The organism is Vreelandella lionensis, from assembly GCF_044543515.1.
Lineage (GTDB): Bacteria > Pseudomonadota > Gammaproteobacteria > Pseudomonadales > Halomonadaceae > Vreelandella > Vreelandella lionensis.
This window is the reverse complement of the sequence record NZ_JBITWC010000027.1, coordinates 40,828-65,270: the sequence shown is the minus strand read 5'-3', so window position 1 is coordinate 65,270 and position 24,443 is coordinate 40,828. Positions and strand designations below refer to the sequence as shown.

At 60.0% G+C, this 24,443-nt stretch carries 22 protein-coding genes; 14 read left to right on the top strand and 8 right to left on the bottom strand.

The genetic code is table 11. The annotated features are described in order from the left end of the window. Positions 1-174: 174 nt before the first annotated feature. From bfr to lptF, 5 genes are all read right to left on the bottom strand, one after another. Positions 175-660: a bacterioferritin gene (gene bfr, locus ACIGG6_RS15680; protein WP_083023174.1), complete on the bottom strand. Its 486-nt coding sequence runs from the start codon at positions 658-660 to the stop codon at positions 175-177. Positions 661-859: 199 nt separating this feature from the next. Then, on the bottom strand, positions 860-1,066 hold the full coding sequence (locus ACIGG6_RS15675) for a bacterioferritin-associated ferredoxin (RefSeq protein ID WP_044630650.1): 207 nt from the start codon (positions 1,064-1,066) through the stop codon (positions 860-862). A 158-nt stretch (positions 1,067-1,224) separates the two neighbouring features. Further along, the gene (locus ACIGG6_RS15670; RefSeq protein ID WP_399845655.1) at positions 1,225-1,701 is read right to left on the bottom strand and encodes an RDD family protein; all 477 of its coding nucleotides are present in this window, start codon (positions 1,699-1,701) and stop codon (positions 1,225-1,227) included. A 35-nt stretch (positions 1,702-1,736) separates the two neighbouring features. Then, on the bottom strand, positions 1,737-2,807 hold the full coding sequence (gene lptG / locus ACIGG6_RS15665; RefSeq protein WP_399845653.1) for an LPS export ABC transporter permease LptG: 1,071 nt from the start codon (positions 2,805-2,807) through the stop codon (positions 1,737-1,739). Next, complete coding sequence (gene lptF / locus ACIGG6_RS15660) at positions 2,807-3,886, bottom strand: LPS export ABC transporter permease LptF (RefSeq protein ID WP_399845650.1); 1,080 nt, start codon at positions 3,884-3,886, stop codon at positions 2,807-2,809. Before lptF ends, lptG begins: the two co-directional genes overlap by 1 nt. Positions 3,887-4,020: 134 nt before the next feature. Between lptF and ACIGG6_RS15655 the strand changes: the two genes are divergently transcribed. The 13 genes from ACIGG6_RS15655 to ACIGG6_RS15595 all read left to right on the top strand — a co-directional run bounded on the left by ACIGG6_RS15655 (position 4,021) and on the right by ACIGG6_RS15595 (position 21,079). Further along, on the top strand, positions 4,021-5,541 hold the full coding sequence (locus ACIGG6_RS15655; protein WP_399845648.1) for a leucyl aminopeptidase: 1,521 nt from the start codon (positions 4,021-4,023) through the stop codon (positions 5,539-5,541). Between the two features lie 153 nt (positions 5,542-5,694). After that, positions 5,695-6,816, top strand: coding sequence for a branched-chain amino acid aminotransferase (locus ACIGG6_RS15650; RefSeq protein WP_399845646.1), 1,122 nt, complete (start codon positions 5,695-5,697; stop codon positions 6,814-6,816). Positions 6,817-6,898: 82 nt separating this feature from the next. Continuing rightward, complete coding sequence (locus tag ACIGG6_RS15645) at positions 6,899-7,330, top strand: DNA polymerase III subunit chi (protein WP_399845643.1); 432 nt, start codon at positions 6,899-6,901, stop codon at positions 7,328-7,330. A 60-nt stretch (positions 7,331-7,390) separates the two neighbouring features. Then, positions 7,391-8,593: an MFS transporter gene (locus ACIGG6_RS15640; protein WP_399845641.1), complete on the top strand. Its 1,203-nt coding sequence runs from the start codon at positions 7,391-7,393 to the stop codon at positions 8,591-8,593. A gap of 62 nt (positions 8,594-8,655) precedes the next feature. Next, positions 8,656-11,502 carry a valine--tRNA ligase gene (locus ACIGG6_RS15635; protein ID WP_399845638.1) on the top strand — a complete coding sequence of 949 codons (2,847 nt, stop codon included), beginning with the start codon at positions 8,656-8,658 and terminating at the stop codon, positions 11,500-11,502. Between the two features lie 205 nt (positions 11,503-11,707). Continuing rightward, positions 11,708-12,757: an aminoglycoside phosphotransferase family protein gene (locus ACIGG6_RS15630; protein ID WP_399845636.1), complete on the top strand. Its 1,050-nt coding sequence runs from the start codon at positions 11,708-11,710 to the stop codon at positions 12,755-12,757. A gap of 24 nt (positions 12,758-12,781) precedes the next feature. Continuing rightward, a complete protein-coding gene (locus ACIGG6_RS15625; RefSeq protein ID WP_399845634.1) occupies positions 12,782-13,999 on the top strand; it encodes an ABC transporter substrate-binding protein in 1,218 nt (405 codons plus the stop codon). A gap of 36 nt (positions 14,000-14,035) precedes the next feature. Further along, complete coding sequence (locus tag ACIGG6_RS15620; protein WP_399845632.1) at positions 14,036-15,724, top strand: ABC transporter permease; 1,689 nt, start codon at positions 14,036-14,038, stop codon at positions 15,722-15,724. A 24-nt stretch (positions 15,725-15,748) separates the two neighbouring features. Beyond that, positions 15,749-16,384 carry an ATP-binding cassette domain-containing protein gene (locus ACIGG6_RS15615; RefSeq protein ID WP_399845630.1) on the top strand — a complete coding sequence of 212 codons (636 nt, stop codon included), beginning with the start codon at positions 15,749-15,751 and terminating at the stop codon, positions 16,382-16,384. After that, a complete protein-coding gene (locus ACIGG6_RS15610; RefSeq protein ID WP_399845627.1) occupies positions 16,371-17,090 on the top strand; it encodes a TIGR04283 family arsenosugar biosynthesis glycosyltransferase in 720 nt (239 codons plus the stop codon). Before ACIGG6_RS15615 ends, ACIGG6_RS15610 begins: the two co-directional genes overlap by 14 nt. Then, complete coding sequence (locus ACIGG6_RS15605; protein WP_399845625.1) at positions 17,080-17,703, top strand: TIGR04282 family arsenosugar biosynthesis glycosyltransferase; 624 nt, start codon at positions 17,080-17,082, stop codon at positions 17,701-17,703. Before ACIGG6_RS15610 ends, ACIGG6_RS15605 begins: the two co-directional genes overlap by 11 nt. 53 nt (positions 17,704-17,756) lie before the next feature. Beyond that, on the top strand, positions 17,757-19,901 hold the full coding sequence (locus ACIGG6_RS15600) for an FAD-dependent oxidoreductase (protein WP_399845623.1): 2,145 nt from the start codon (positions 17,757-17,759) through the stop codon (positions 19,899-19,901). After that, entirely contained in the window at positions 19,898-21,079 is a 1,182-nt protein-coding gene (locus ACIGG6_RS15595) for an FAD-dependent oxidoreductase (protein ID WP_399845620.1), read from the top strand. Before ACIGG6_RS15600 ends, ACIGG6_RS15595 begins: the two co-directional genes overlap by 4 nt. Before the next feature lie 12 nt (positions 21,080-21,091). Here ACIGG6_RS15595 and ACIGG6_RS15590 read toward each other — a convergent pair whose 3' ends face one another. Next, the gene (locus tag ACIGG6_RS15590; protein ID WP_399845617.1) at positions 21,092-21,544 is read right to left on the bottom strand and encodes an META domain-containing protein; all 453 of its coding nucleotides are present in this window, start codon (positions 21,542-21,544) and stop codon (positions 21,092-21,094) included. Between the two features lie 156 nt (positions 21,545-21,700). Here ACIGG6_RS15590 and ACIGG6_RS15585 point away from each other — a divergent pair, with 156 nt between their 5' ends. Then, positions 21,701-22,414, top strand: coding sequence for a hypothetical protein (locus ACIGG6_RS15585; protein ID WP_399845615.1), 714 nt, complete (start codon positions 21,701-21,703; stop codon positions 22,412-22,414). A gap of 2 nt (positions 22,415-22,416) precedes the next feature. Here ACIGG6_RS15585 and ACIGG6_RS15580 read toward each other — a convergent pair whose 3' ends face one another. Both ACIGG6_RS15580 and ACIGG6_RS15575 read right to left on the bottom strand, forming a co-directional pair. After that, positions 22,417-23,784, bottom strand: coding sequence for an ATP-binding protein (locus tag ACIGG6_RS15580; protein WP_399845613.1), 1,368 nt, complete (start codon positions 23,782-23,784; stop codon positions 22,417-22,419). Beyond that, positions 23,781-24,443, bottom strand: a complete 663-nt coding sequence (locus tag ACIGG6_RS15575) for a response regulator transcription factor (protein ID WP_399845611.1) — start codon at positions 24,441-24,443, stop codon at positions 23,781-23,783. Before ACIGG6_RS15575 ends, ACIGG6_RS15580 begins: the two co-directional genes overlap by 4 nt.

Sequence of the window (24,443 nt, the reverse complement as noted above, 5' to 3'; positions counted from 1 at the left end):
AGCCGTGCGATGAGGGTGGTGAGTCAGGCCGCGAGTGTACGCCTGCTCTAAACGCAACGAACCCACCAAAATAGGTGGGTTCGTCAGCAGTCTGACGGGCAGCCCCAAGGGGCTGCCCGTTTTGTATTAGCTAGCGCTCGGCGCTTAATCGCCTACTGCCAAGCGGACGAAGTCTTATTCTTCGTCAGTGGCCAGTGCCATATGTTTTTGCAGATAGTTCTGGATACCCACTTGCTCGATCAGTTTTAGCTGCGTTTCGATATGATCGATGTGGCCCTCTTCATCGGCCAGCAGGTCACGCAGCAGATCGCGCGTCACGTAATCTTTCACGCTTTCGCAGTAGGTAATGGCTTCGATGTAGTCGTTACGGCCGTCATGCTCAATTTTTAGGTCGCTCTCCAACATCTCTTTAACGTTTTCACCGATGTGCAGCTTGCCGAGATCCTGAAGGTTAGGAATACCTTCCAAGAACAGGATGCGCTCAATCAGCTTATCAGCGTGCTGCATCTCTTCGATGGACTCATCGTACTCCCACTTGGCCAGCACTTTCAGGCCCCAGTCTTTGTACATCTTGGCATGCAGGAAGTACTGGTTGATAGCGACTAGTTCATTGCCCAGTGCGATATTGAGATGCTGAATAACCTTCGGATCACCTTTCATGCCATCACCTTTTTTAGCGTACAAGTCTTATCGGACAGTACTTAAGCGTACTGTTTTTCAAAAGTACCATTACATTAACTAAGGAGTATAGGCCATTAAAAGGCTTACTCCCAACGATGCTGGGAGTATAGACAGGAAAGAAAAAATTTCAAATAAATCAATTATTTGCTAACGATAAGCCTAACAAGAGTGATTCGCGTCATACGGCGTAAGCAAGACTCATATCAGACTCTAAGCGGGCAGCTTGAACGGCCTCACGGGTGAGCGACTTGGCAAAGCAGGCGCACTTGCCGCACTGAGTGCCGCAGCCAGTGGCTTCGCGTACTTCTCGCCAGCTGCGCGCTCCGTCGCTAACCTGTTGGCGAATCTGGTGGTCGGTTACTCCCTTGCACACACATACGTACATGGCAACACCTCATAAAAATCATGAGGTGAATGTAAATGATTCGCATACATCTTTTCAAGTAGAAAACGTTGTTCTTTAGTATCGATTCGTCTTAAGACAATTAAAGTGTTCGCTAACCTACTGGCTGAACAAATATTTTCTCTCCAGCTGCTGAAAAATTATTTTTTCGGCAGCACCACGGTTTCAGTCTTGGAGGCGATGTCTGGCCAGCTTCTACGCTGCCCATCAAACAGCACCCACCAGTAGCCAATGCCTAAGGCGGCAAGAGAGAGCCATGCCGTCGCGCAGCGAATCAGGCTCTGCTTTAAGGTAATCGCGTGGCCATCCAGGGTTTGCACGCGCAGCCGCCAGGACTGCATGCCTAGCGTCATCCCTCCTCGCCGCCAGGAGTAAACAAAAAACAGCGTCACAAAAAACAGCAACATCAGCCGCAGGCTCCAAATATCCACTGCGGTGGTACCAATCTCCTCTGCCGATTGGCCCAGCACAAAGCGAAAAAACACCAAATGTACCACGGTAACGGCGATCCAAATGGCCGTGACTAAAAAGCCGTCGTAGAGCATCGCGCCTAAGCGGCGGCCTATTCCTGCAGGCCAAACGTCATCTAATTGAGTGAAGCGTCGCGTGTTTGTCACTGTGTTGTCCCCTGTTTCAACCTAATGCGAGCCGGCTAGCCATTACGACGCAAGAAATAGATCCCTACCACCGCACAGGCCAGCGTTGGCACCAACACTGCCCAAACGGGTGAAAAGCCAAAAATGGTGGAGGCGGGTGCCAGCAAATCCTGGACATATTTAAAGATGAGCCCCGTCACCACGCCAAAAAATACCCGCGTACCCGCCGCCACAGAGCGCAGCGGGCCAAACACAAACGAGGCAGCAATCAATACCAACGAGCCCATGGTGAGTGGCATGAGCACTTTCTGCCAGAAGTAGAGCAGCGGCTGATCCGCCTGCAGGTTTTGGCTTTGTAGGAAGTTGGCGTACTCCCATAGCTCGCTGGGGGCTTGGCTTTCGATATCGCGCAGTAGCCGCTCCAACTGAGTGGGCGTGAGCGCCGTTTCCCAGGCGGCGGCTGGCTGGTAGTCCGATTCGGTGCGGTCATCGAAAATGCGTGTAGTGGTGACACCCTCCAACAGCCAGGCGCCCTCGTCCCAGTAGGCGCGATTAGCATGAGTAGCTTCGATCAAGCGGCGCTCATCAAAGCGGTAGCGGGTTAAATCCAGCACCACGTTATCCGCCCGAATGGCACCAAAGCGGTAAACGCTATCGCCTTCGAACTGCCAGCCGCTGCGAGTCACCAACATGGCACCCTCACCTTGGCGCTGCTCTAAGCGCCACGCTTCGGCGTACTGCTCGGTCCGTGGGCTGACAAACTCTGCCACCAGCAGCACGACCACAACCACCAGCAGCACGGGCTTCATCACGCCCCACACAATTCGCGCCAGCGAACGGCCAGCAGCACGCATCACCGTGAGTTCATTGCTGGAAGCCATGCTACCCAGGCCAATGAGCGCACCAATCAGCACCGCCACTGGAGCGTACTGATAAAAGCGCCAGGGCAACCGCATGCCTAAATAGAGCAGCACGTCTAACGCGCTATAGTCGCCTTGGGTGTCGCCTAAATCACCAATGTAGGCAATGGTAATATCCAGCCCCAGTAGTACAAACTGCACCACCACAATCGCTGCCAGCACGTTGCGGGCGATATAGCGATCCATTTGATCCATAGCGATCAGCATTAGCGCATTCCTTTACGTTGTGAGTGCCACAGCAGCAGCAATCCAAGCCCTAAGAACAGGCCATGCACGGGCCACACACCCACGGCAACCGCTAGAGAGCCGCCGCCAATAGCATCCACCGCTGCCAGCAACAGGCTTAAATAGGCGACGTAAAGAAATACCGCAGGAAGTAGCTTGCCAAAGCGCCCTTGACGCGGATTCACCCGAGAGAGCGGCTGGGCCAATAGCGCCAAAATAAATACCATTACCGGCAAGCCTGCCCGCCACTGAAACTGCGCCTGCGCTCGTGGGTCTGAGTCGTTCCACAGCTCAGCGGTGGTCGCATACTCAAGCGAGTTTAACTCCTGGCGATCACGGCTTAGCCCCAGCCGCAGCGTATAGCGCTCAAAAATTAAGCGTTCTGCATCACGCCGACCTGGCGTTACACCGTAGCGCTCACCATCTTCTAACACTAAGAAGCGGCTGCCAGTCTCGACACTTGTCTCCTGATAGCCCGTTCCTGCTCGCGTAATATAGCTATGCGTCTTTTCAGCACCGGCCATAGGCTGCTCATGCACCAGCACCTCCTGCATTTCCGTGCCGTCGCTATTGAAGTCGGTGATATAGGCTGTGCGCCCGCCGCCAAAATCTTGGAAACGCCCTGGCGCCAGCACTGAGACATCTAAACGGCTGCGCTGCTCTTCTAATGTGGCCTCAGTTTGCAACGCCCCAGCAGGGGTTAGCCACAGACTACACAGTCCTACCAATACCGCGACCACCGTTGCGGGCAGCAGGGTTACCCGTAAAAGCCGAGTGGGGCTCATACCGCAGGCCACCATGACGGTGATTTCGCTGTTCATATAGAGCTGCCCATAGGCCAACAAAATGCCTAAAAAAAACGACAGTGGCAGGATCAGTTCCATAAACCCAGGCAGATGAAAAACCATCAGGCTGCCTAGAATCGTGACGGGAAAATCGCCCTCGGCGGCGTCCGAAAAGTAACGGATAAAGCGGCTGCCCATAATCACCAGCAGCAGGATGCCCGCCACAGCGGACATCGTCAGTAACACTTCGCGAGTTAAGTACCGAAATAAAATCAACGCACTCTCCGACTAGTGGTGCAGGTTGCCATGCAATGCGCCCATGGCTTGGGTACACTAATCAAACTGGTAGCAAACACTAAATAACGGGACATTATCCCGAATCACTCGTTGCTTGTCTTGTTGGAGACGTCATGGAATTTTCCGTTCAGACCGCGAACCCAGCCAAAGCCGAAACGGCTTGCCTCGTTCTCCCTGTTTATAAAGGTAGCGATTTACTGCCCGCTGTCGCCAAATTAGACGACGCCAGCGAGCGATTAATCGGCCAGCTATTGGAACGTGGCGATTTTGATGCGGTACTGGGCAACACTCAATTGGTGCCCTTCGCGCCGGGCCTGGGGGCCGACCGCATTCTGCTGGTAGGCTTGGGTGAGCGTGACAAATGCCAAGAGGCTGCGTTTATTAAAGCCTTAGACGCTGCGATGACGGCCCTAACCAAGCTTCCCATCGATGAAGCCTGCGCTACCTTTACTGATGTGCCATTGGCAGATCGCGACGCTGCTTGGAAGGCCCGCAAAACCCTGGAAGCCGTCGAGCGCGCTATCTACCGGTTTGACCAATTCAAGTCATCCCCCGCCAAAGCGCCCAGCTTGGCGAAACTCACGCTGATTGTTAGCGATGCAGACGACGCCCCCCTGGCCAAGCAAGGGGCCGCCCTAGGCACCGCCATCGGCCAGGGCATTAATTTCACCCGCACGCTCGGCAACCTACCGGGCAATGTGTGCACGCCTCGCTACTTAGCTGAGCAGGCAGAAGCATTAGGTCGCGATTCTCAAGGCGCGCTCGCCGTCGACATTTTAGACGAAGAGGCACTGGAAGCCCTGGGCGCTCATTCACTGCTTTCAGTAGGCCGTGGCAGCGTCGAGCCAACACGACTCATCGTGATGAAGTACCAGGGTGCAGAAAACCCAGAGGAAGCGCCCCACGTACTGGTAGGTAAAGGCATCACCTTCGATACCGGCGGTATTTCACTGAAGCCCGGCGAAGGCATGGATGAAATGAAGTTTGATATGGGCGGCGCGGCCAGCGTCTTCGGTACCGTCAAAGCCGTGCTGGCCATCAAACCCAAGCTCAACGCCGTGTTTATCGTTGCCGCTGCCGAGAACATGCCTGATGGCGCCGCCACCAAGCCGGGCGACATCATTAAAACCCTGAAAGGCCTGACGGTTGAAGTGCTCAACACCGATGCCGAAGGCCGTTTGGTACTGTGCGACGCCCTCACCTACGCCGAGCGCTTTACCCCGGCCAGCGTGGTCGATATCGCCACCTTAACGGGCGCGGCCATTATTGCCCTTGGCCACCACGCCACCGGCCTGCTCTCCAACGACGATGACCTAGCGCTTGATCTGCTGGATGCTGGTGAAACCGCCTGGGACCGCGCGTGGCACCTGCCGCTATGGGATGAGTACCAGGAGCAGTTGGACTCCAACTTCGCCGACTTAGCCAACATCGGTGGGCGTCCGGCGGGTACGATTACCGCTGCGTGCTTCCTATCACGCTTTGCCGACCACTTCCCCTGGGCGCACCTGGATATTGCAGGCACCGCTTGGCATTCAGGCAATCAAAAAGGCGCTACCGGCCGCCCGGTGGGTCTACTGACCCAATACCTGCTCGACCGTGAAGCCGACGCTCAAGTCGAAAATGGCGACGCCTAACCACACAAACAGGCCACCAATGGTTGCCTTTCGTTAACGCAACCGTTAAACCTGAAAGTATGAGCGTGTGCCGCTGCTAAGCAGGCACACGCTACCCAAACGATACGCTTATATATGCCCTTCGGGGCTTGGCTCTAGCGGAGAGAACACGCCGTGCCCACAGCTTCAGATGCTCAACTTGAATCGCGTTTTGAAATTTTGCCGTCCAACCAGCCGGCGGCCGATGACATTCGTGACAACATCCTGCAAAACCCAGGATTTGGTAAATACTTCACCGACCACATGGCCCACGTGCGCTGGACCGTCGATGCCGATTGGCACGGCCACCAGGTTCGCCCCTACGGCCCGCTCACCCTGGACCCCGCCGCTTCCGTGCTGCACTACGGGCAGGAAATTTTTGAGGGCATCAAGGCGTACCGCCATGCGGATGGCTCTATCTGGACCTTCCGCCCAGAGAAAAACGCCGAGCGTTTCCGCCGTAGCGCACGTCGCTTAGCGCTGCCCGAGCTTTCCGATGACGACTTCATCGGCTCGCTGAAAGCGCTGCTGGCCCAAGACCACGCCTGGGTGCCTACCCCGGCTAGTGACGCCGACGAGTGCAGCCTCTACCTTCGCCCGTTTATGATTGCCTCCGAGGCTTTCCTTGGCGTGCGCCCGGCTCACGAAGTCGACTACTACGTGATTGCATCCCCGGCGGCGGCCTACTTCAAAGGCGGTATCGAGCCGGTTTCTATCTGGCTCTCCTCACACTACAAGCGCGCGGCCCCTGGCGGCACCGGTTTTGCCAAGTGCGGTGGCAACTACGCCGCCTCGCTGGCCGCCCAGAAAGAAGCCGCCGCCAACGGTTGCAGCCAGGTCGCCTTCCTGGACGCTGCTGAAAACAAGTGGATCGAAGAGCTGGGTGGCATGAACCTGTTCTTCGTTTACAAAGATGGCCGCATCGTCACACCGCGCCTGACCGACACCATTTTGGAAGGCGTGACCCGAAACTCTGTCCTCACCCTGGCCAAAGACGCGGGCCTCACCCCCGAAGAGCGCGCGATCAGCATCGACGAGTGGCGCGAAGGTGCCGCCTCCGGCGAGATTACCGAGGTGTTCGCCTGCGGTACGGCCGCCGTGATTACCCCGGTTGGCGAACTGGTCACGGAAAACGAGCGTATTCGCCTGCAGGGCGATGGCAATAACGAAGTGGCTAAGCGCATTCGCAAGACACTGCTCGACCTTCAGTATGGCCGCAGCGACGATAAATACGGCTGGCTGACCCGCTTGGTATGACCCTCTAGCGTTACCCAACACCTGGCCGCCACTCACCGTGGCGGCCAGGCTGCCAAGCGCGTTGACCCCGCTGGAGCCACCGATGGCACGCATCGATTTTTATATTCTGCCCGATACCACCCTTGAAGCGCGTTTACAGTTCGCCTGCAAGCTCGCCGAGACGATCCACCGTAAAGGGTACCGACTGCACCTGCACTGCGAAGACAAAGCGCTGGCCGAACAGGCCGACGAAGCGCTGTGGCAGTTCCGCGATGATGCTTACCTGCCCCATGCACTGGAAGATAGCGAGCTGGCCGACACTGTGCCCATCACACTAGGCTGGCAGCAGCTTCCGGTACCCAAGGAAGAAACCGCGCTGCTTAATCTGCACCCCGATATTCCCGATGGTATTGAGCACTTCGCCCGGATTGCCGAGATCATCAACCAACACCAACACGTGCTGGTCGCTAAACGCGCCTGCTGGCAGCGCTACAAGTCGCTTGGGCATGAGGTCGTGCCACATAAGCTGGGGTAGCGCTCTGCACGTTAAACGTCCCAAGCCCCCATAACAACAACTCAATGGATGAGATTGCCTATGCTTTCCCATACCTTTCTAGCCCGCACGCCGCTAGCGGTCATCGTCATCGCCCAGCTGTTTGGCACCTCGCTATGGTTTAGCGTTAACGGCGTCGGCTTAGCGCTGCAGAAAGCCGTAGGCCTTAGCGAGAGCGACCTCGGACTGCTCACCATCGCCGTGCAGGCGGGGTTTATTACCGGCACTCTGCTGATCGCGACCACTGGCTTGGCCGACCGAGTGCGCGCCAGCCACCTGTTTGCAATGTCTGCTGTACTCGGCGCGCTGATTAACGCGGCCTTTATTAACGTCGCAGATAGCGTCACGCTGGCGGCAGTGGCACGCTTTTTAGTCGGGCTTTGTCTGGCGGGCATTTATCCGCTAGGCATGAAGCTGGTGGTGAGCTGGACACCCACTCATGCAGGCTCGGCGCTTGGCTGGTTGGTCGGCATGCTCACCCTTGGCATTGCTTCGCCGCACCTGCTGCGCGGGCTTACTCTACATCTTCCCTGGCAGTGGCCACTGCTGTTGGCCTCTGCCCTTGCTCTTCTGGCAGCGCTGATGATTTTCAAGCTAGGCGTTGGGCCACACCTGCCTGCTAAGGCCAACGGCGGGCGACCCTGGGCGGGGCTTGCCGCATTTAAAGAGAAGAACTTCCGCGCCGCCGCGCTGGGTTACTTCGGCCACTGCTGGGAGCTTTACGCCCTCTGGGCGCTGGTGCCTTTTTTGGTCGTCAGAGAGCTGGAACGCTTAGGCGCAGCCCCCGGCCTGCAACCGTGGCTAAGCTTCGCGGTCATCGCCTTGGGGCTTCCCGGCTGCGTATGGGCAGGCTGGTGGAGCCGACGTATCGGTAGCGCGCGGGTCGCGTTTATCGCGTTGGCGGTATCTGGCACCCTGTGCCTTATCTATCCGCTGCTAGGCGGCCTCTCCCCCTGGCTACTGCTGGCGCTGCTTGCCCTATGGGGCGTGAGCGTGATTGCCGACTCTGCCCAGTTCTCTGCCCTGGCCTCCGCCAGCGCGCCGCCGGAGCGGCTGGGCGCGGCGCTGGCCATGATGAATGCGATTGGCTTTGGCCTCACGATTCCCTCCATCGCGCTGGTCACGGCGCTATGGGCAAGCCAAGGGCCTTGGGTGATTTGGTGGCTGCTGCCTGGGCCAGTGCTTGGACTGATAGCCATGCGTGGATTGCACCTGCGGACACACCTACGCACAACACAACCCTGACGAGCGCGGGGCGTTCGCGCTATACTTGCTCCCATTTTTTGCAAGCCGTGAGCCGACTCCCCATGGAAAAGACCTACCAACCTGAACAGATCGAAACCCGCTGGTACGAACGCTGGGAAGCCGATAACCGCTTCGCCCCGTCTGGCCGCGGCAAGCCCTTCTCGATCATGATTCCGCCGCCCAACGTGACCGGCAGCCTGCACATGGGCCACGCGTTCCAGGACACCATCATGGACACCCTGACGCGCTGGAAACGGATGCAGGGCAACAACACTCTGTGGCAGGTAGGCACCGACCACGCCGGTATCGCCACGCAGATGCTGGTTGAGCGTAAGGTTGCCTTGGAGTCGGGCAAAACCCGCCACGACCTCGGCCGCGAGGCGTTCATCGATAAAGTGTGGGAGTGGAAGGAGGAGTCCGGCGGGCACATTACCCGCCAGCTGCGCCGCATGGGCGCCAGCGTCGACTGGAGCCGCGAGCGCTTCACCATGGACGATGGCTTCTATAAAGCGGTTCAGGAAGTCTTCGTGCGCCTGCATGAAGAGGGCTTGATCTACCGCGGCAAGCGCTTGGTGAACTGGGACCCTACCCTGCATACCGCCATTTCCGACCTGGAAGTGGAAAACAAAGAGCAGCAGGGCAGCTTCTGGCACTTCCGCTACCCGCTGGCCGACGGCGTTAAAACCGACGACGGCAAGGATTACGTGGTGGTCGCCACCACCCGCCCGGAAACCCTGCTGGGCGATACCGGCGTGGCGGTTAATCCAGAAGACCCGCGCTACGCCTCCTTGGTAGGCAAATTCATCGAACTGCCGCTGGTAGGTCGCCGTATTCCTATCGTGGCGGACGAACACGCCGATATGGAGAAAGGCTCCGGCTGCGTGAAGATCACCCCGGCCCACGACTTTAACGACTACGAAGTCGGCAAGCGCCAGAACCATCTGCTGATCAACGTCTTCACCAAAGATGCGACAATTCTTGAGCAGGCGGAAATTTTCGATCTAAAAGGACAGCCGCAGCCCGATGAAGATGCCACCCTACCGGCCAAATACGCGGGCTTGGATCGTTTCGAAGCGCGCAAGCAGATCGTCGCCGATATGGATGCCCTCGGCCTGCTGGTGCAGGTAGAGAGCGTTAACAACACCCTGCCCTACGGCGACCGCTCCGGCGATGTCATCGAGCCGCTGCTCACCGATCAGTGGTTCGTGGCCGTAGAGAGCCTCGCCAAGCCCGCCATCGAGGCGGTGGAGAACGGCGACATTCAGTTCGTGCCAAAGAACTACGAGAACATGTACTTCGCCTGGATGCGTGACCTGCAGGACTGGTGTATTTCTCGCCAGCTGTGGTGGGGCCACCGCATTCCCGCTTGGTACGACGCCGACGGCAATGTTTACGTGGCCAGAAGCGAAGAGGAAGCCCGCAAGAAGCATGGCCTGGGCGCTGACGTGGCGCTGACCCAAGACGAAGACGTGCTGGACACCTGGTTCAGCTCGGGCCTGTGGACATTTGGCACCCTGGGCTGGCCGGAAAAAACCCCGGAGCTGGAAACCTTCCACCCCTCCAGCGTACTGGTAACGGGGTTTGACATCATCTTCTTCTGGGTCGCCCGGATGATCATGATGACGCTGAAATTCACTGGCGAAGTGCCCTTCAAAACCGTTTACGTACATGGCCTAGTGCGCGACGGCCAGGGTCAGAAGATGTCCAAATCCAAGGGCAACGTGCTGGACCCTATCGACCTGATCGATGGCATCACGCTGGATGACCTGCTGGAAAAACGCACCGGCAACATGATGCAGCCCAAGCAGGCCAAAGCGATTGCCAAAGCCACCAAAGAGGAATTTAAGGACGGCATCGAGCCACACGGCACCGATGCGCTGCGCTTTACGTTCCTTTCCCAGGCCACCACCGGGCGCGATATCAAGTTCGATATGAACCGCCTGGACGGTTACCGCAACTTCTGCAACAAGCTGTGGAACGCCTCGCGCTACGTGCTGATGAATGCCGAAGGCGAAGATTGCGGCACTAGTGGCGAAGACGTTGAGCTGTCGCTAGCCGATCGCTGGATTATCTCCCAGCTACAGAAAACCGAGGCGCAGGTCACCAAAGCCATGGATGACTACCGCTTCGATCACGCGTCCCAAGCGCTGTACGAGTTTGTTTGGAACGAGTACTGCGACTGGTACCTGGAGCTTTCCAAGCCGGTCCTGTGGGACGAAGCGGCCAGCGCCGAAGCCAAACGCGGTACCCGCCGCACCCTGGTGCGGGTACTGGAAACCATTCTGCGCCTGGCCCACCCGATGATGCCCTATATCTCTGAAGAGATTTGGCAGCGCGTGGCACCGCTGGCGGGCACCTATGTGGGCGACGATGCCTCCATCATGCATCAAGCGTGGCCGGAATCCGACGAGAGCAAGATCGACGAGCAGGCCACCCGCGATATCGAGTGGCTGAAAGGCGTGATCATCGCGGTGCGCAACATCCGCGCCGAGATGAACATCGCCCCCGGTAAGCCGCTGGATGTGCTGCTGACCAAAGGCCAGCCCGAAGACGCCGAGCGCCTGGAACAGAACCGCCGCTTCCTGGCCAAGCTAGCGAAACTGGAAAGCGTGACGTGGCTAGCCAACCCAGAAGACGCCCCGCTTTCAGCCACGCAGCTGGTCGGCGATATGGAAGTACTGGTGCCGATGGCGGACCTGATCGATAAAGAAGCGGAGCTTGCCCGCCTCGCCAAAGAGATCGAGAAGCAGGACAAGCTCATCGGTGGCATCGAGAAGAAGCTGGGCAACGAAGGCTTTATCGCCAAAGCCCCCGACGCCGTGATCGAGAAAGAGCGCGGCAAACTGGCGGAATTCCAGTCCGCCAAAAAGCTGCTCGAAGAGCAGCAGGCGAAGATTGCTGCGATGTAAGTCAGCGCTAACGGCAGTAGTTCAACGGCACCCCCTGGGGTGCCGTTGTCGTTAATGCGCTTCGCAATCCCAGCCGCTGCGCGCAGCGTCATCGTTTTTTATGATGAACCGTGTAAGGTTGGTCATGATTCTGCCACTGAGTGGCAACACCGAAGGTTCAGCCATCGTTAATTCGGCTACCGTTTCTCACACTACGGAATGCGCTATGTCCACACTCTCTGAGGCTCAACTGCAGGCATTAGACACGACCCTGCAGCAAGCGGAGATCGACTACCAATCGCTGTCGCCCATGGCCGATACCGGCCTGGCCCATGACCACGTGTGGATTCACCGCGAAGGGGACGACTGGGTGGCGCGACTGCCCAAGCAGAGCCAGATGAACCTGCCGCCAGCGGAAAACTTGACGTATCAGGCCGCCTGTTACGAACGGGCCAGCCAAGGCGGGCACACGCCACGCCTACACGGTGTACTGCCGCCCAGCGAAGCGCTGCCACGCGGCGCGCTGCTGGTCGAGGCGATTCGCGGACGCTTAGCCGAACTCCCCCGGGATCTGCCTGCCATCGCCGACACCCTTGCCAGCCTGCACCGCCAGCCGCTGCCCCGCCAGCGCCCGCCGCTGCTGGCCCCCAAATCGCCTTGGCAGGCCATGGTGGAAGAGGTGTCTCAGCAGGCCCAGTGGTTGAGCGATGCCCAGCTCCCCAGCGGTATTCACCTGCGTATTCAGCAGGAGCTGGATTTACTGCCCCGCACGCTGGATGACGCCGCTCCTGCGCTGATCAGCTTCGATACGCACCCCGGCAACTTTTTAATCACCGACGATGGCCGGGCAGTGCTGGTGGATCTAGAGAAGTGTCGCTATGGCCTACCGGGCATCGATTTAGCCCACACCTCGCTCTACACCTCGACCACCTGGGACCTCAACAGCCAAGCGGTACTCAGTCTGGAGGAGGTTGTTGGGTTCTATCGTCGCTGGCAGGCTGCGATGGCCACAGCACCTGAGATTACGTTGCCAAGTGTCGATACCCTGATTGCTTGCCGACGCGCTACGTGGCTGTGGTCGCTCACCTGGTGTGCCAAGTGGCGCGCTCAGCACCTGCATCGCCAGGATGAAGAGCGCCGGGGGGAGGATTGGTCGGCCGAGCTGACCGATGCGGTCGTGATCGACCACGTGCGCGACCGTGTCGAGCACTACCTCTCGCTGCCCATTATCGAACACGTCCACAGTGAACTTCAGTGCCTACAAACCGCTCTATAACCAACTGATTTAATGAGGTGTGCGATGAAACCACGCTCTGCTCTGGCCACCGCCGTGGCGCTTGCTCTAGTCACCTTCACCGCCCCTGCGGTCGCCGCCCCCGACCCGCAAGAGTGGGAGAGCGTACTGGACGCCGCCGACGGCCAAACCGTGTACTGGAATGCCTGGGGCGGCGATGCGCGCACCAATCGCTACATTGCCTGGGTCGCAGAACAGATGCAGGAGAGCTATGGCGTTCGCGTGGAGCACGTGAAACTCGACGATACCAGCAGCGCCGTGGCGCGAGTATTGGGTGAGCAGCAGGCGGGTAACGACAGCGAGGGCAGCATCGACTTGATTTGGATCAACGGCGAAAACTTCGCCGCCATGCGCGAGCAAGACCTGCTGTTTGGGCCTTTTGCGGAATCGCTGCCGAACTTCGCCCTCACCTATCCTGACGAGAATCCCGAAGTCGTCACCGACTTCACCCTGCCCACCGAAGGCTACGAGTCCCCCTGGGGCAAAGCGCAAATCACCTTCTACTACGACAGCGCCCAAACCGACACGCCGCCCCAAAGCATTGAGGCGCTACTCGCCTGGGCCAAAGAGCATCCCGGCCAGTTTAGCTATCCGCGTATCCCCGATTTCACTGGCAGCACGCTCCTCAAGCAAGCGCTGATCGAACTGACCGATCAAGATGAAACGCTCTACGCGCCGGTCGAAGACGCCGATTTCGAGGAGATCACCGCACCGCTGTGGGCTTACTTGGACGAGCTTCACCCGCATTTATGGCGCAGCGGCCGTAGCTTTCCCGAATCCGGCCCCAACCTTCGTACGCTAATGAGCGACGGCGAACTCAGCCTCGCTTTCTCGTTCTACCCCACCGATGCCGCCGTGGCAGTGATGGAGTATGAGCTGCCGGAAAGCGTGCGTAGCTATGTGTTGGAAGGCGGCACGCTGGGCAACGTGCACTTCGTGGCGATTCCCTATAACTCGCCCCATAAAGCGGGTGCAATGGCGCTAGCCAACTTCCTGCTCTCCCCGGAGGCGCAAGCCCAGAAGCAGTCGCTCAGCATGTGGGGCGACCGCAGCGTGTTAGCGATCCAGCAGCTTGAGCCGAGCGACCAGGCGCTCTTCGAGCAGGGCGAGAGCCACCCAGCAGCGCTGCCCGCCGATGCGCTCTCGCAAACCCTTGCCGAACCCCACCCCAGTTGGATGAACGCCCTTCAGGATGCTTGGCTTGAGCGTTACGGTGTCAACTAAACGCACGACTCACACCCGCATGCGACTCACTGACCCATGCTGCGGCTAGCGCCTCTTCTGATCATTGCCCTGCTGGTGATTCCCGTCACCGCAGGGCTTGGCATGGTGCTGCTGCCTGCGTTTGGCTACTTGCCGGTACTGGGGAGCGAGCAGGCCAATCTCTCCGCTTGGCAAATGCTGTTCGCCCAGCCGGGGCTTGGCCGCTCGGTGGCGGTGAGCTTTGCCAGCGGCTTGGCCAGTACGGCGCTGGCGCTGCTGATCGTCGTGCTGTTTTTAGCCGCCAGCCAAGGCACCTGGCTGGACCGCAGCCTGCGCCGCTTGGTGTCGCCCCTGCTGGCAATTCCCCACGCGGCGGTGGCGTTCGGCTTTGCGTTTTTGATCGCGCCTTCCGGGCTGATGGCTCGGCTCATCTCCCCTTGGCTCTCCGGCTGGGAAGCGCCTCCCGATGCGCTGATCGTGAACGACCCCTGGGGGCTTGCGCTCACTTTTGGTCTAGTACTCAAAGAAGCGCCCTTTCTGCTATTGATGAGCTTAGCGGCGCTGCCCCAGTTACAGGCGGAACAGCGCCTGCGGCTGGCGCGGTCGCTGGGTTACGCGCCCACGATTGCCTGGCTCAAAGTGGTGCTTCCTTCGCTCTATCCATTGATACGCCTACCTATCTACGCGGTCATTGCCTACGCCACGTCGGTGGTGGATATGGCGCTGATTTTGGGGCCGCGCTTGCCGCCCACCTTGAGCGTCTCGATTCTTGGCTGGTTTAGCGATCCGGACATTACCCACCGCTTTATGGCATCAGCCGCCGCGGTACTGCAACTGGGCGTGACGCTGGCCGCGCTGCTGAGCTGGTGGCTGTTAGAGCAGCTAGCTCGCAGACTGAGCCAGCGCTGGCTGACCAACGGCGACCGGCAGCGGGGGGAAGCCCTCTTCACCGTAACAGGCCGAGCGGGGCTAACCCTGGCAAGCCTAGCCGCGCTGGCGGCGCTGGTCGGGTTAGGGCTTTTCTCGGTGGCCGGGTTTTGGCGTTTTCCTGAGCTGCTGCCGCAGTCGTTTACCTTCGACCACTGGCAGCGCAGCGCCGACATGCTGGCCGGGCCGCTGGTGAATACCGCGCTGATTGCGCTGCTCTCGACCGGCTTGGCGGCCGTGTTGGTCGTCGCCACTCTTGAAAACGAACAGCGCCAGCAGATTCACCCTACCCGTTCCCTCTGGCTACTCTATTTGCCACTGCTGGTGCCGCAAATCGCGTTTTTATATGGCTTAGTGGTGGCCGCCGAGCGCCTGGGCATTCGCCCCCAGCTAGCGCTGGTGGTGGCGGGCCACCTGCTGTTCGTGCTGCCTTATGTGTATCTCTCGCTAGCCGAGGCCTACCGCCGCTTAGATCCTCGCTGGCTCTACATTGCGCAGTCGCTGGGCGTCTCGCGCCGCCGGGCGTTTTGGCGTGTGCGGCTGCTGCTCCTGCTCGCCCCGCTGCTTACCGCCGTGGCGGTGGGTTTGGCGGTCAGTATTGGCCAATATTTACCCACCCAACTGTTAGGCGCAGGCAGAGTACCAACAGTGACCACTGAAGCCGTGGCGCTGGCCTCTGGAGGAAACCGCCGCTTAATCGGCGTGTGGGCGCTGGTGCAAGCGGGCCTGCCGCTTGTAGGCTTTATGGCCGCCGTCGCCCTGCCCCGGTGGCTAGGCGCTCCACGCCGTGCCCCTCTCAACGTTCAACGCCAAGGTTAAGACGCCCTGTGGATAAGGAACCCCGTGAATAACGCTGCCAATGCACTGACCCTAGAGCAAGTAAGCATTCACTTAGCTGGCCGCCCGCTGCTGCATGTGGACGCCACGGTGGCCCCCGGCGAAGTGCTCACCGTGATGGGCCCCTCGGGTTCCGGCAAATCGACACTGCTGGCCTTTATCGCCGGCTTTTTACAGAGCACGTTCACCGCCCAAGGGCAGGTTCGCCTTGGCGACACCGACGTACTCAGCCTGCCCGCCGAACAGCGCGGCGTTGGCCTGCTGTTTCAAGACCCGCTGCTGTTTCCCCACTTGAGCGTCGGCGGCAACCTGCGATTTGGCCTGCCCCATCGCAGCCCGCAAAAGAGCGCGCAGATTGCCAAAGCGCTTGATCAGGTAGGGCTTACGGGGTTTGAAGCCCACGACCCGGCCACGCTCTCTGGCGGGCAGCAGGCTAGGGTAGCGTTGATGCGTTTGTTGCTCTCCCAGCCTGGCGCCGTGCTGCTGGATGAACCTTTCTCCAAACTCGATACGGCGCTGCGCCAAGAGATGCGCACGCTGGTTTTCGGCCAACTGCGGGAGGCTGGCCTGCCTGCCCTGCTCGTTACCCATGACGAAGCCGATGCCACCGCTGCAGGAGGGCCGATCATTGCCCTTGGCTGATCCACACCCCGCGCCTGCGTCCCTGAGCATCATCATTCCCATGCTCAATGAGGCAGCGGGTATTCAGGCAACGCTCACGCGGCTGCAACCGCTGCGCGCCTCAGGCGTTCAACTCCTCGTCGTGGATGGTGGCAGCACCGATGCCAGCGTGGCCCTCGCAGCACCGCTGGCCGATGCGGTACTCAGCAGCGCCCCCGGACGAGCACGGCAAATGAACCTGGGTGCGCAGCACGCCCACGCCCCGGCGCTGCTTTTTTTGCATGCCGATACCCAACTGCCCCCCGGCGAAGAGCAGCGTGCGGTGATAGATCTACAAAAGGCGCTGGCCCAACACGCTTGGGGGCGATTCGATATTCAGCTCGCGGGGCGAAGCCATTGGCTGCCGGTGGTCGCGAGCTTGATGAACCTGCGCTCGCGGATTAGCGGTATCGCGACCGGCGACCAAGGCATCTTTGTGCGCCGCGATACGTTTTGCGCGCTGGGCGGCTTTCCCAATCAGCCGCTGATGGAAGACATCGAACTTAGCAAACGCCTGAAGGCACATTCACCTCCCGCCTGCCTGCGCCAGAAGGTGATAAGCTCGGGCAGGCGCTGGGACGAGTTCGGCGCTTGGCCCACCATTCGCCTCATGTGGCGGCTACGCTACCGCTACTGGCGCGGTGTCAGCGCCACACAATTGGCTAAGGAGTACCGCGATGCACGTTAAGCTCGCCGCGCCCCACCTGCACCTGCTGGCCAAAGCGCCGCTGCCGGGGCAGGCTAAGACGCGCCTGATTCCCTGCTTAGGCGCAGAGGGCGCCGCCGAAGCCCACGCCGCCATGGTGCGCCACTGTGTTGCCACCGGCTGCGAAGCGCTGGGGGCGGAGAATGTCACGCTGTGGACCTCGTTAGACCACCGCCACCCGCTGTTTTTAGAGCTTCAGGCCCAACACGGCATAGCCTTGGCCGCCCAGCAGCAGGGCGATGTGGGCAGGCGCGTTCGCCATGCACTGAACAGCACCGACGGCCCCGCCATGGTGATGGGCACCGACTGCCCCAGCATTACCAGCGCCATGCTCAAACGCTGCCGAGCGGCGTTGAGCACCTTTGCCGTGGTGATTCTACCGGCTGAGGATGGCGGCTACGGGCTGATTGGCAGCCACCAGGATCACCCCAGCCTGTTTGAAGACATTCCCTGGGGCACTGAACAGGTATTGAGCGTGACGCAAGCGCGCCTGGCGGCGCTGGGCCTGGAAGCCGCCTACCCAGATACCATGTGGGACATCGACCGCCCCGAAGATTGGCAGCGCTGGCAGCAGTTGCGTCACGCCAGCGTGTAAGGAAACGTTCCGTTTTAGCACTGAGTACGAAACCCTTTTCCAAGGAGCCTGCCATGAACCGTCAGCGCCTGCTGATGTTTGCCCTACTGCTACTGGCCGTGATTGGCTTCTACGTTAGCGGCGCCCATACGTTCTTCACGTTGGACACACTGCAGGCCTACCGCAGCGATTTTCAGGCAGCGTTTCAGCAGTCGCCCTGGCAGGTGGCGGGCATTTTCTTTGCGGTGTATGTGGCGATGGCTGCACTCTCGCTGCCCGGCGCGTCGCTGTTAACGCTGCTGGGCGGCGCGCTGTTTGGGTTAGGCTGGGGGCTAGTGATCATCTCGTTTGCCAGCGCCATCGGCGCGACGCTCGCCTTTCTACTCTCACGCTTTTTGTTTCGTCAGCCCATCGAAAAACGCTTTCCCCGCCAGTTCCACACGGTGAACCGGGGCGTCGAGAAAGATGGCGCGTTTTATCTGTTCACCCTGCGTTTGGTGCCCATTTTCCCGTTTTTCATGATCAACCTGGTGATGGGCCTAACGCGGATTAAAACCACCACGTTTTACTGGGTGAGCCAGCTCGGCATGCTGCCCGGCACGGCGGTTTACGTGAATGCGGGCGGCCAGCTCGGCGAGCTGGAAAGCCTGAGCGGCATTATCTCGCCTGGGCTCATCGCCTCGTTTGCGCTGCTGGCGGTGTTCCCCTGGGTGGCCCGGCGCATTGCGCTGATGGTGCAAAAGCGCAACGCCTACAAAGGCTTCACTCGCCCTAGCCGTTTTGACTACGACATCGTGGTGATTGGCGGCGGCTCGGCGGGGCTGGTGACCAGCTATATCGCCAGCGCCGTGAAAGCCAAGGTGGCTCTCATCGAAAAGCACAAGATGGGCGGCGACTGCCTTAACACTGGCTGCGTGCCTTCCAAAGCCTTGATTCGGGCGGCCCGCGCGGCCCATGACATTCGCACAGCAGACCGCTTTGGCGTGAGCGCCAGCGAGCCCAGCGTGGATTTCGCCAAGGTGATGGGGCATGTGCATCAGGCCATCCGCGATATCGAGCCCCACGACAGCGTCGAGCGCTACACCAAGCTCGGCGTGGAGGTGTATCAAGAGCACGCCACCCTCGTTTCACCATGGGAAATTCGCGTGGGCGATCAAACCCTCACCGCTCGCCATATCGTGCTGGCCACCGGAGCGCGCCCTCGCGTGCCGCCCTTGCCCGGCATCGAGCACGCGCCGCTGCTCACCTCTGAAAACCTCTGGTCGCTCACCGAGCTGCCCAAACGGCTGGTGGTGCTGGGTGGCGGTGCGATTGGCTGCGAACTGAGCCAAAGTTTTGCCCGCTTAGGTAGCCATGTCGTCTTGGTAGAGGGCGCGCCGCAGTTGCTGGGCCGGGAAGATAATGAAGTTGGCGAGCACGTAGAGCGCACGCTCACCCAAGAGGGCGTGACGGTGATGACCGGCGCGAAAGCGCTGGAGGTGAACCAAGTCGACGGGGAGCATCAGCTTGTTATTGAACACTTGGGTGAACGCAGTACCTTAGCGTTCGATTACCTGCTGGTGAGCGCGGGCCGTCAGGCCAACGTGGAAGGGTTAGGACTAGAGGCGCTAGGGATTACCACCACCGACGGCGGCACGCTGGCCCTCAACGAGCGGCTGCAAACGCGCCTGCCCAACATCTGGGCCTGCGGCGACTTAGCGGGCCCCTACCAGCTTACCCACGCGGCCGCCCATCAGGCGTGGCACGCCGCCGTGAATGCGCTGTTTGGGGAGCTGAAAAGCTTCGCGGTGGACTACCGCTTTATGCCCGCCGTTACCTATGTTCAGCCGGAAGTAGCGCGAGTGGGACTCAACGAAAAAGAGGCCACCGCGAAAGGTGTCGCCTTTGAAGTGACCCGCTACGCCATGAGCGAAAGCGACCGCGCCATTGCCGAAGGCGCCCCCGAAGGGTTTATCAAGGTGCTCACCGTGCCGGGCAAAGACAAGATTCTGGGGGCGACGATCGTCGCGGAGAACGCCGGGGAGTGGCTGGGCGAGTTCACCATCGCCATGAAGCACGGCCTGGGGCTGAATAAACTGCTCGGCACCATTCACCCCTACCCCACGCTAGGCGAAGCCGCCAAAGCCACCGCAGGCGTTTGGAAAAACGCCCATAAGCCGGAGAGAGTGCTGGCACTGATGCAGAAGTACTTTAGCTGGCGGCGCGGTGAGGGCCAATGACACGGCAGTTACTGCTCATCGGCGCGGGTCACGCCCACGCCTTCGTGCTGGAGGCGTTTGCCCAGCGCCCGGATAAAGCGGTATCGATCACCGTAGTGAGCGACAGCCACTTCGCCGCCTACTCGGGCAGCGTACCTGCGTGGCTCTCTGGGGAGTGCACGCTGCGGGAGACTCAGATGGATATCGCGGTGCTCTGCCAGCGGGCGGGGGCTCGCTTTATTGCCTCTCCGGCTGTGGCGTTATGCACGAGCGAGCGTCAGGTAACGCTGGTGGATGGCAGTGTGATTGCGTTTGACGTGGCCTCTTTCAACGTCGGCTCGACGCTCGCGTTGCCGCAAGTTATTGCCCCGCAAAGCGATGAGGGTATCGGGCCAAAAGGTATTGAGGAGAGTACGCCGCCCACGCTGCTGGCCATGCGCCCGCTCAGCTCGTTGCACCACCGTTGGCAAGCATTACGCGAAGAGGTGGCTAAACTGCCTGCAGGAGCGCATCAGAACGTTGTGAGCGTAGGCGGCGGCGCAGCAGGCTGCGAGACGCTGATGAGCGCCTTGGCGCAGCTTCGCCAGCAGCGCCCGGACATTCACTGGCAAGGCGAGCTGATCAGCGCCGCCAAAACGCTGCTGCCTGGCGCTGGCTGGCTGCCTCGCTGGTTAACGGCGCGAGCGCTCAAACGTGGAAGCGTGCGCATCCACACAGGCGTGCGAGGGCGCGCCTTGGTACCCGGCGGCGTGCAAACCGACACCGGCAACCACATCGCCGCGGATATCGTGCTCTGGGCGACCGGAGCCGTGGGCCAAACGTGGCTGCAGCAAACGGCGCTGCCGTTGGATGAGCAAGGCTTTATCCCGGTGGATACGTCACTTGAGGTCATCGGCCAATCGGGCATCTTTGCCGCTGGCGACTGCGCTGCTCTGCGCTCGTCACCGCTGCCTAAGGCAGGCGTTTATGCGGTGCGCATGGGGCCCGTATTGGCAGAGAATTTACGGGCTGCCTGTCACGGCAAACAGCTCACCCCGTGGCAGCCTCCGCGTCGCGTGCTGGCACTGATTGGCACCGGCGACGGTCACGCCATTGCCAGCCGCGGAGCGATTGGCTTTTCGGGGCGCTGGGTGTGGCAATGGAAAAAGCGGATTGATGCGCGCTTTATCGCCCGCTTCAATCCGCCTTTTAATGACTAAGCCGATAGCGGCTTAGTTAGCTTCCCGCCAACCGCCGAGCACACGGCTATCCGGTCCGAAGAACACCAAACGGTCGTGGTCGATCAAGTAACGATACGCGGTATCCAGCATATCGGTGACTCGCTTGGCGTCTTCCATATTGGGGCAGGCCATTCGGGTGGAGGCCAGTTCGCTGAACTCAATGCGCTGGCTTTCGCCCAGGCTCACCTTGCCGGTGAACTGGTTGCAGCCATCCGAGCCGCTCACCTTGCCGTCGCGGCCGATGCGGAAAAACGGCGTCTCGGGCATGGAGAGCCGTTCATCGGTCCCTACCAACAGTAAGTTCCAGCGCTGCTCGATCACTGGCCCAGAGAGCGTGCCGCCTTGCGGCGCGTCGATTCGCTCTTGCTGCGGTGAGCTGCTGCAGCCCGCCAGCGTGACCATGCTTAGCGCGGCTAGCCATCCCTTCATGCCCTTTGGTTTCATCTCGACTCCCTTATCCGATTAGCTCGTTAACCCTGAATCAAACTTGAACCGGTGATTTAGTCTCGGTTCAGCAGCGGTTGCGTAGGCTTGGCATTGTCACTTGCGGGGCGATCTCTTCACAAGCTTGCCCCAACTTGCCAACAAGAGGAAACCGCTATGCAACCGACTCCATTAAAAGCCCTGGCTGCTGCCATCTGCACCCTTGCCCTCTCCGCTCCGCTGGCGGCGCAGGAAGAGGTACGCATCAACGGCGAAGTGGTCGAACGCTTCAATGACCTGCTCGTGGTCGATGAAGGCGACCGTCGTCTGCTGGTTCGCCCGCGAGGCAACAGCGGCGAGCGCTTCCAAATAGGCGACGATATTATGGTGGAAGGCCGCTTGGAAGGCGATACCGTCACCGCCGCGTCGCTGCGCGGCTCGGCAGATGAGCCAGGCAACGGTGAGCAGCCACAAAGACGCGTCGTAGCACCCAATGTCGAAAATCTACAGCGCCAGCTTGAAGCACAGGGTTTTGGTGAAATGGTGGAGCTGAAGCGCCGCGACGACGTCTATCGCATTACTAGCATTAATGAGGAAGGCTACGACGTTCACAGCTTCTTCTCACCGGACGGTGAGTTACTGGAATGGCACATCAAACGTCCTGGACATGACCGCCCTCACCGCGATGAGAGCCTGTCGAACCTAGAGCAGAGTGACGTGGAGAACGCGCTGAGCGAACAGGGCTACCGTAATGCCGCCCTGGTCGACTTCAAGGGCCGCCATATGGAGTGGATGGCGCAGAATGACGCCGAAGAGCAGGTCATACTGCATGTGGACTACCGCGGCGACGTTTACCGCGAAAAACGCCTCCCCGCGTGGCCCGCTGAATAAACTCACCGCTCTTTTGGCGTTACGATGTACCTGAAAGGTCGCCCTGGGGCGGCCTTTCGGCGGCGGGTAGCGTCAGCTCGACGCGTAACCCGCTGGGTGAGTTGGCGGCAAGCGCCAAATGCCCACCGTAAAGCCGCGCCAGATCCTGCACAATAGCAAGCCCCAAACCATCCATCGAAGCGCTCGCCTCGCTCTACGGCTTTTAGCCGCTGGGTTTCGGGCATACCCGGGCCGTCATCGCTAATCACCACGGTCAGTTGCTCTGGCGATACCCGGCGTGCCTCGATCATCACCTGCTGACGCGCCCACTTGCAGGCGTTATCCAGCAGGTTGCCTAACAGCTCATCGAGATCTTGTGACTCACCTCGAAACGCTAGCGCATCATCGCACTGAACGCTGATATGGAGTGGCGCGGGGCCGCGGGAGTATACATGGCGCATCACGCTCACTAGCCCCTCTAGCGTGGCTGCTACCGGGGTGCGCTCGCCCATGTGGTAACCCGCACCGACGGCCCGAGCGCGGCGCAAATGGTGGTCGACCAAGCGCTGCAGACGTGACAATGCCTCCTCAGTGGTGGCGTCGTGTGTCTGCTGAGCCGATAGGCTGTTGGCTAACATCGCGAGGGGCGTTTTGAGGCCGTGAGCTAAGTTGCCCACGTGTTGACGACTGCGAGCAATCACCTCTCGGTTATGGGTCACCAGCGCATTGATCTCATCCACCAGCGGCTGTAGCTCTTCCACCGTGGCGTGGGCTAACTGTTCGCGGTACCCCTGGCGTACCGCAAGAAGGTCGCGACGCAGCCGGGTGAGCGGCTTTAACCCCCAGCGAACTTGCCACCAGACCGCCACCGCTAGCCCGATTCCCAGCAGCGCCAGCGAAGCCACTAAAGGAAGGACGATGCGCGACAGGGCATCGTCAATTTCGTTTTGTGGGCCGGCCACGGTGATACTCAACGGCGGGCCGCTGCCTGGGGCTGAGAAATGACGGCCTCGGGCGCGTAGCGCTTCACCCTTTGGCCCGGTGAGCGCCAGCGCCTGAGAAACATCGCTGGTCAGCGCGGGCAGGCTGGCATTCAGCAGCGAACGCGAGGCAATCAGCACCTCATCGTCGTGGGCAATTTGCCAATACCAACCCGAGTAGGCGCGATCGAACTGAGGGCCGCCAATATCACGGGTTTTGATCAACTGACCCTGCTCATTGAACTCTACAGAGGCCATCAGCCCCAGTAGGTTGGCGTCCAGCCGGGCGTCAAAGGTGCGCTCGGCGTGATCTTTGAACAGCCAGTAGATAAATAGCCCCACGCCCACTAACGCAATGGCACTCCATAGGCCAGCGGATCCTAGCAGACGCGCTCGCAGTGACAATTTCACGAGCGGTCGCAAAGCCGATATCCCTGACCACGCAGGGTTTCGATACGCTCTGCCCCCACTTTGCGCCGCAACCGACTGATGATCACTTCGAGGGAGTTATGGTCACGGTCGTTATCGTAAGAATAGAGATGTTCGGAGAGCTCGGTACGGCTGACCACCCGCTCAGCGTTATGAATCAGATACACGAGTAGCTGATGTTCAAAGGCGGTAAGTTTTAACGGCAGGCCGGCGAGATGGAAGGTGCCTAGCTGAGTGTCGTACTCTAGCTCGCCGCTGCGGATCATCACATCAGCGTGGCCAGACGCACGGCGAATCAGCGCACGCAGCCGCATGATAATCTCCTCCATGCGAAAGGGTTTGGTGACGTAGTCATCCGCCCCGGCGCGGAACCCCTGCACCTTCTCACTCCAGCCATCCCGGGCGATCAAAATCACCACCGGTAGCGTGCGGCCATTTTGTCGCCAATCGTGCAGAACACTTAAGCCATCCCGCCCAGGCAGACCCAGATCCAGCACCGCCGCGTCATAGGTTTCGTTATTGCCCATGTACACGGCTTCGTTACCGTCGTTGACAACATCGACGACGAAACCATTACCCTCAAGCGCTTCACGCATTTGAGCCGCGAGATGCTGCTCATCTTCTACCACTAACACTCGCAT

Bases quoted from the DNA above. Each gene is read 5' to 3' on its own strand.
- ACIGG6_RS15600 (WP_399845623.1), top strand. From the start codon at position 17,757: ATGAACCGTCAGCGCCTGCTGATGTTTGCCCTACTGCTACTGGCCGTG.
- ACIGG6_RS15605 (WP_399845625.1), top strand. From the start codon at position 17,080: ATGCACGTTAAGCTCGCCGCGCCCCACCTGCACCTGCTGGCCAAAGCG.
- ACIGG6_RS15620 (WP_399845632.1), top strand. From the start codon at position 14,036: ATGCTGCGGCTAGCGCCTCTTCTGATCATTGCCCTGCTGGTGATTCCC.
- ACIGG6_RS15595 (WP_399845620.1), top strand. From the start codon at position 19,898: ATGACACGGCAGTTACTGCTCATCGGCGCGGGTCACGCCCACGCCTTC.
- ACIGG6_RS15585 (WP_399845615.1), top strand. From the start codon at position 21,701: ATGCAACCGACTCCATTAAAAGCCCTGGCTGCTGCCATCTGCACCCTT.
- ACIGG6_RS15590 (WP_399845617.1), bottom strand. From the start codon at position 21,544: ATGAAACCAAAGGGCATGAAGGGATGGCTAGCCGCGCTAAGCATGGTC.
- ACIGG6_RS15675 (WP_044630650.1), bottom strand. From the start codon at position 1,066: ATGTACGTATGTGTGTGCAAGGGAGTAACCGACCACCAGATTCGCCAA.
- ACIGG6_RS15630 (WP_399845636.1), top strand. From the start codon at position 11,708: ATGTCCACACTCTCTGAGGCTCAACTGCAGGCATTAGACACGACCCTG.
- bfr (WP_083023174.1), bottom strand. From the start codon at position 660: ATGAAAGGTGATCCGAAGGTTATTCAGCATCTCAATATCGCACTGGGC.
- ACIGG6_RS15575 (WP_399845611.1), bottom strand. From the start codon at position 24,443: ATGCGAGTGTTAGTGGTAGAAGATGAGCAGCATCTCGCGGCTCAAATG.
- ACIGG6_RS15635 (WP_399845638.1), top strand. From the start codon at position 8,656: ATGGAAAAGACCTACCAACCTGAACAGATCGAAACCCGCTGGTACGAA.
- lptG (WP_399845653.1), bottom strand. From the start codon at position 2,807: ATGCTGATCGCTATGGATCAAATGGATCGCTATATCGCCCGCAACGTG.
- ACIGG6_RS15645 (WP_399845643.1), top strand. From the start codon at position 6,899: ATGGCACGCATCGATTTTTATATTCTGCCCGATACCACCCTTGAAGCG.
- ACIGG6_RS15640 (WP_399845641.1), top strand. From the start codon at position 7,391: ATGCTTTCCCATACCTTTCTAGCCCGCACGCCGCTAGCGGTCATCGTC.
- ACIGG6_RS15655 (WP_399845648.1), top strand. From the start codon at position 4,021: ATGGAATTTTCCGTTCAGACCGCGAACCCAGCCAAAGCCGAAACGGCT.
- ACIGG6_RS15625 (WP_399845634.1), top strand. From the start codon at position 12,782: ATGAAACCACGCTCTGCTCTGGCCACCGCCGTGGCGCTTGCTCTAGTC.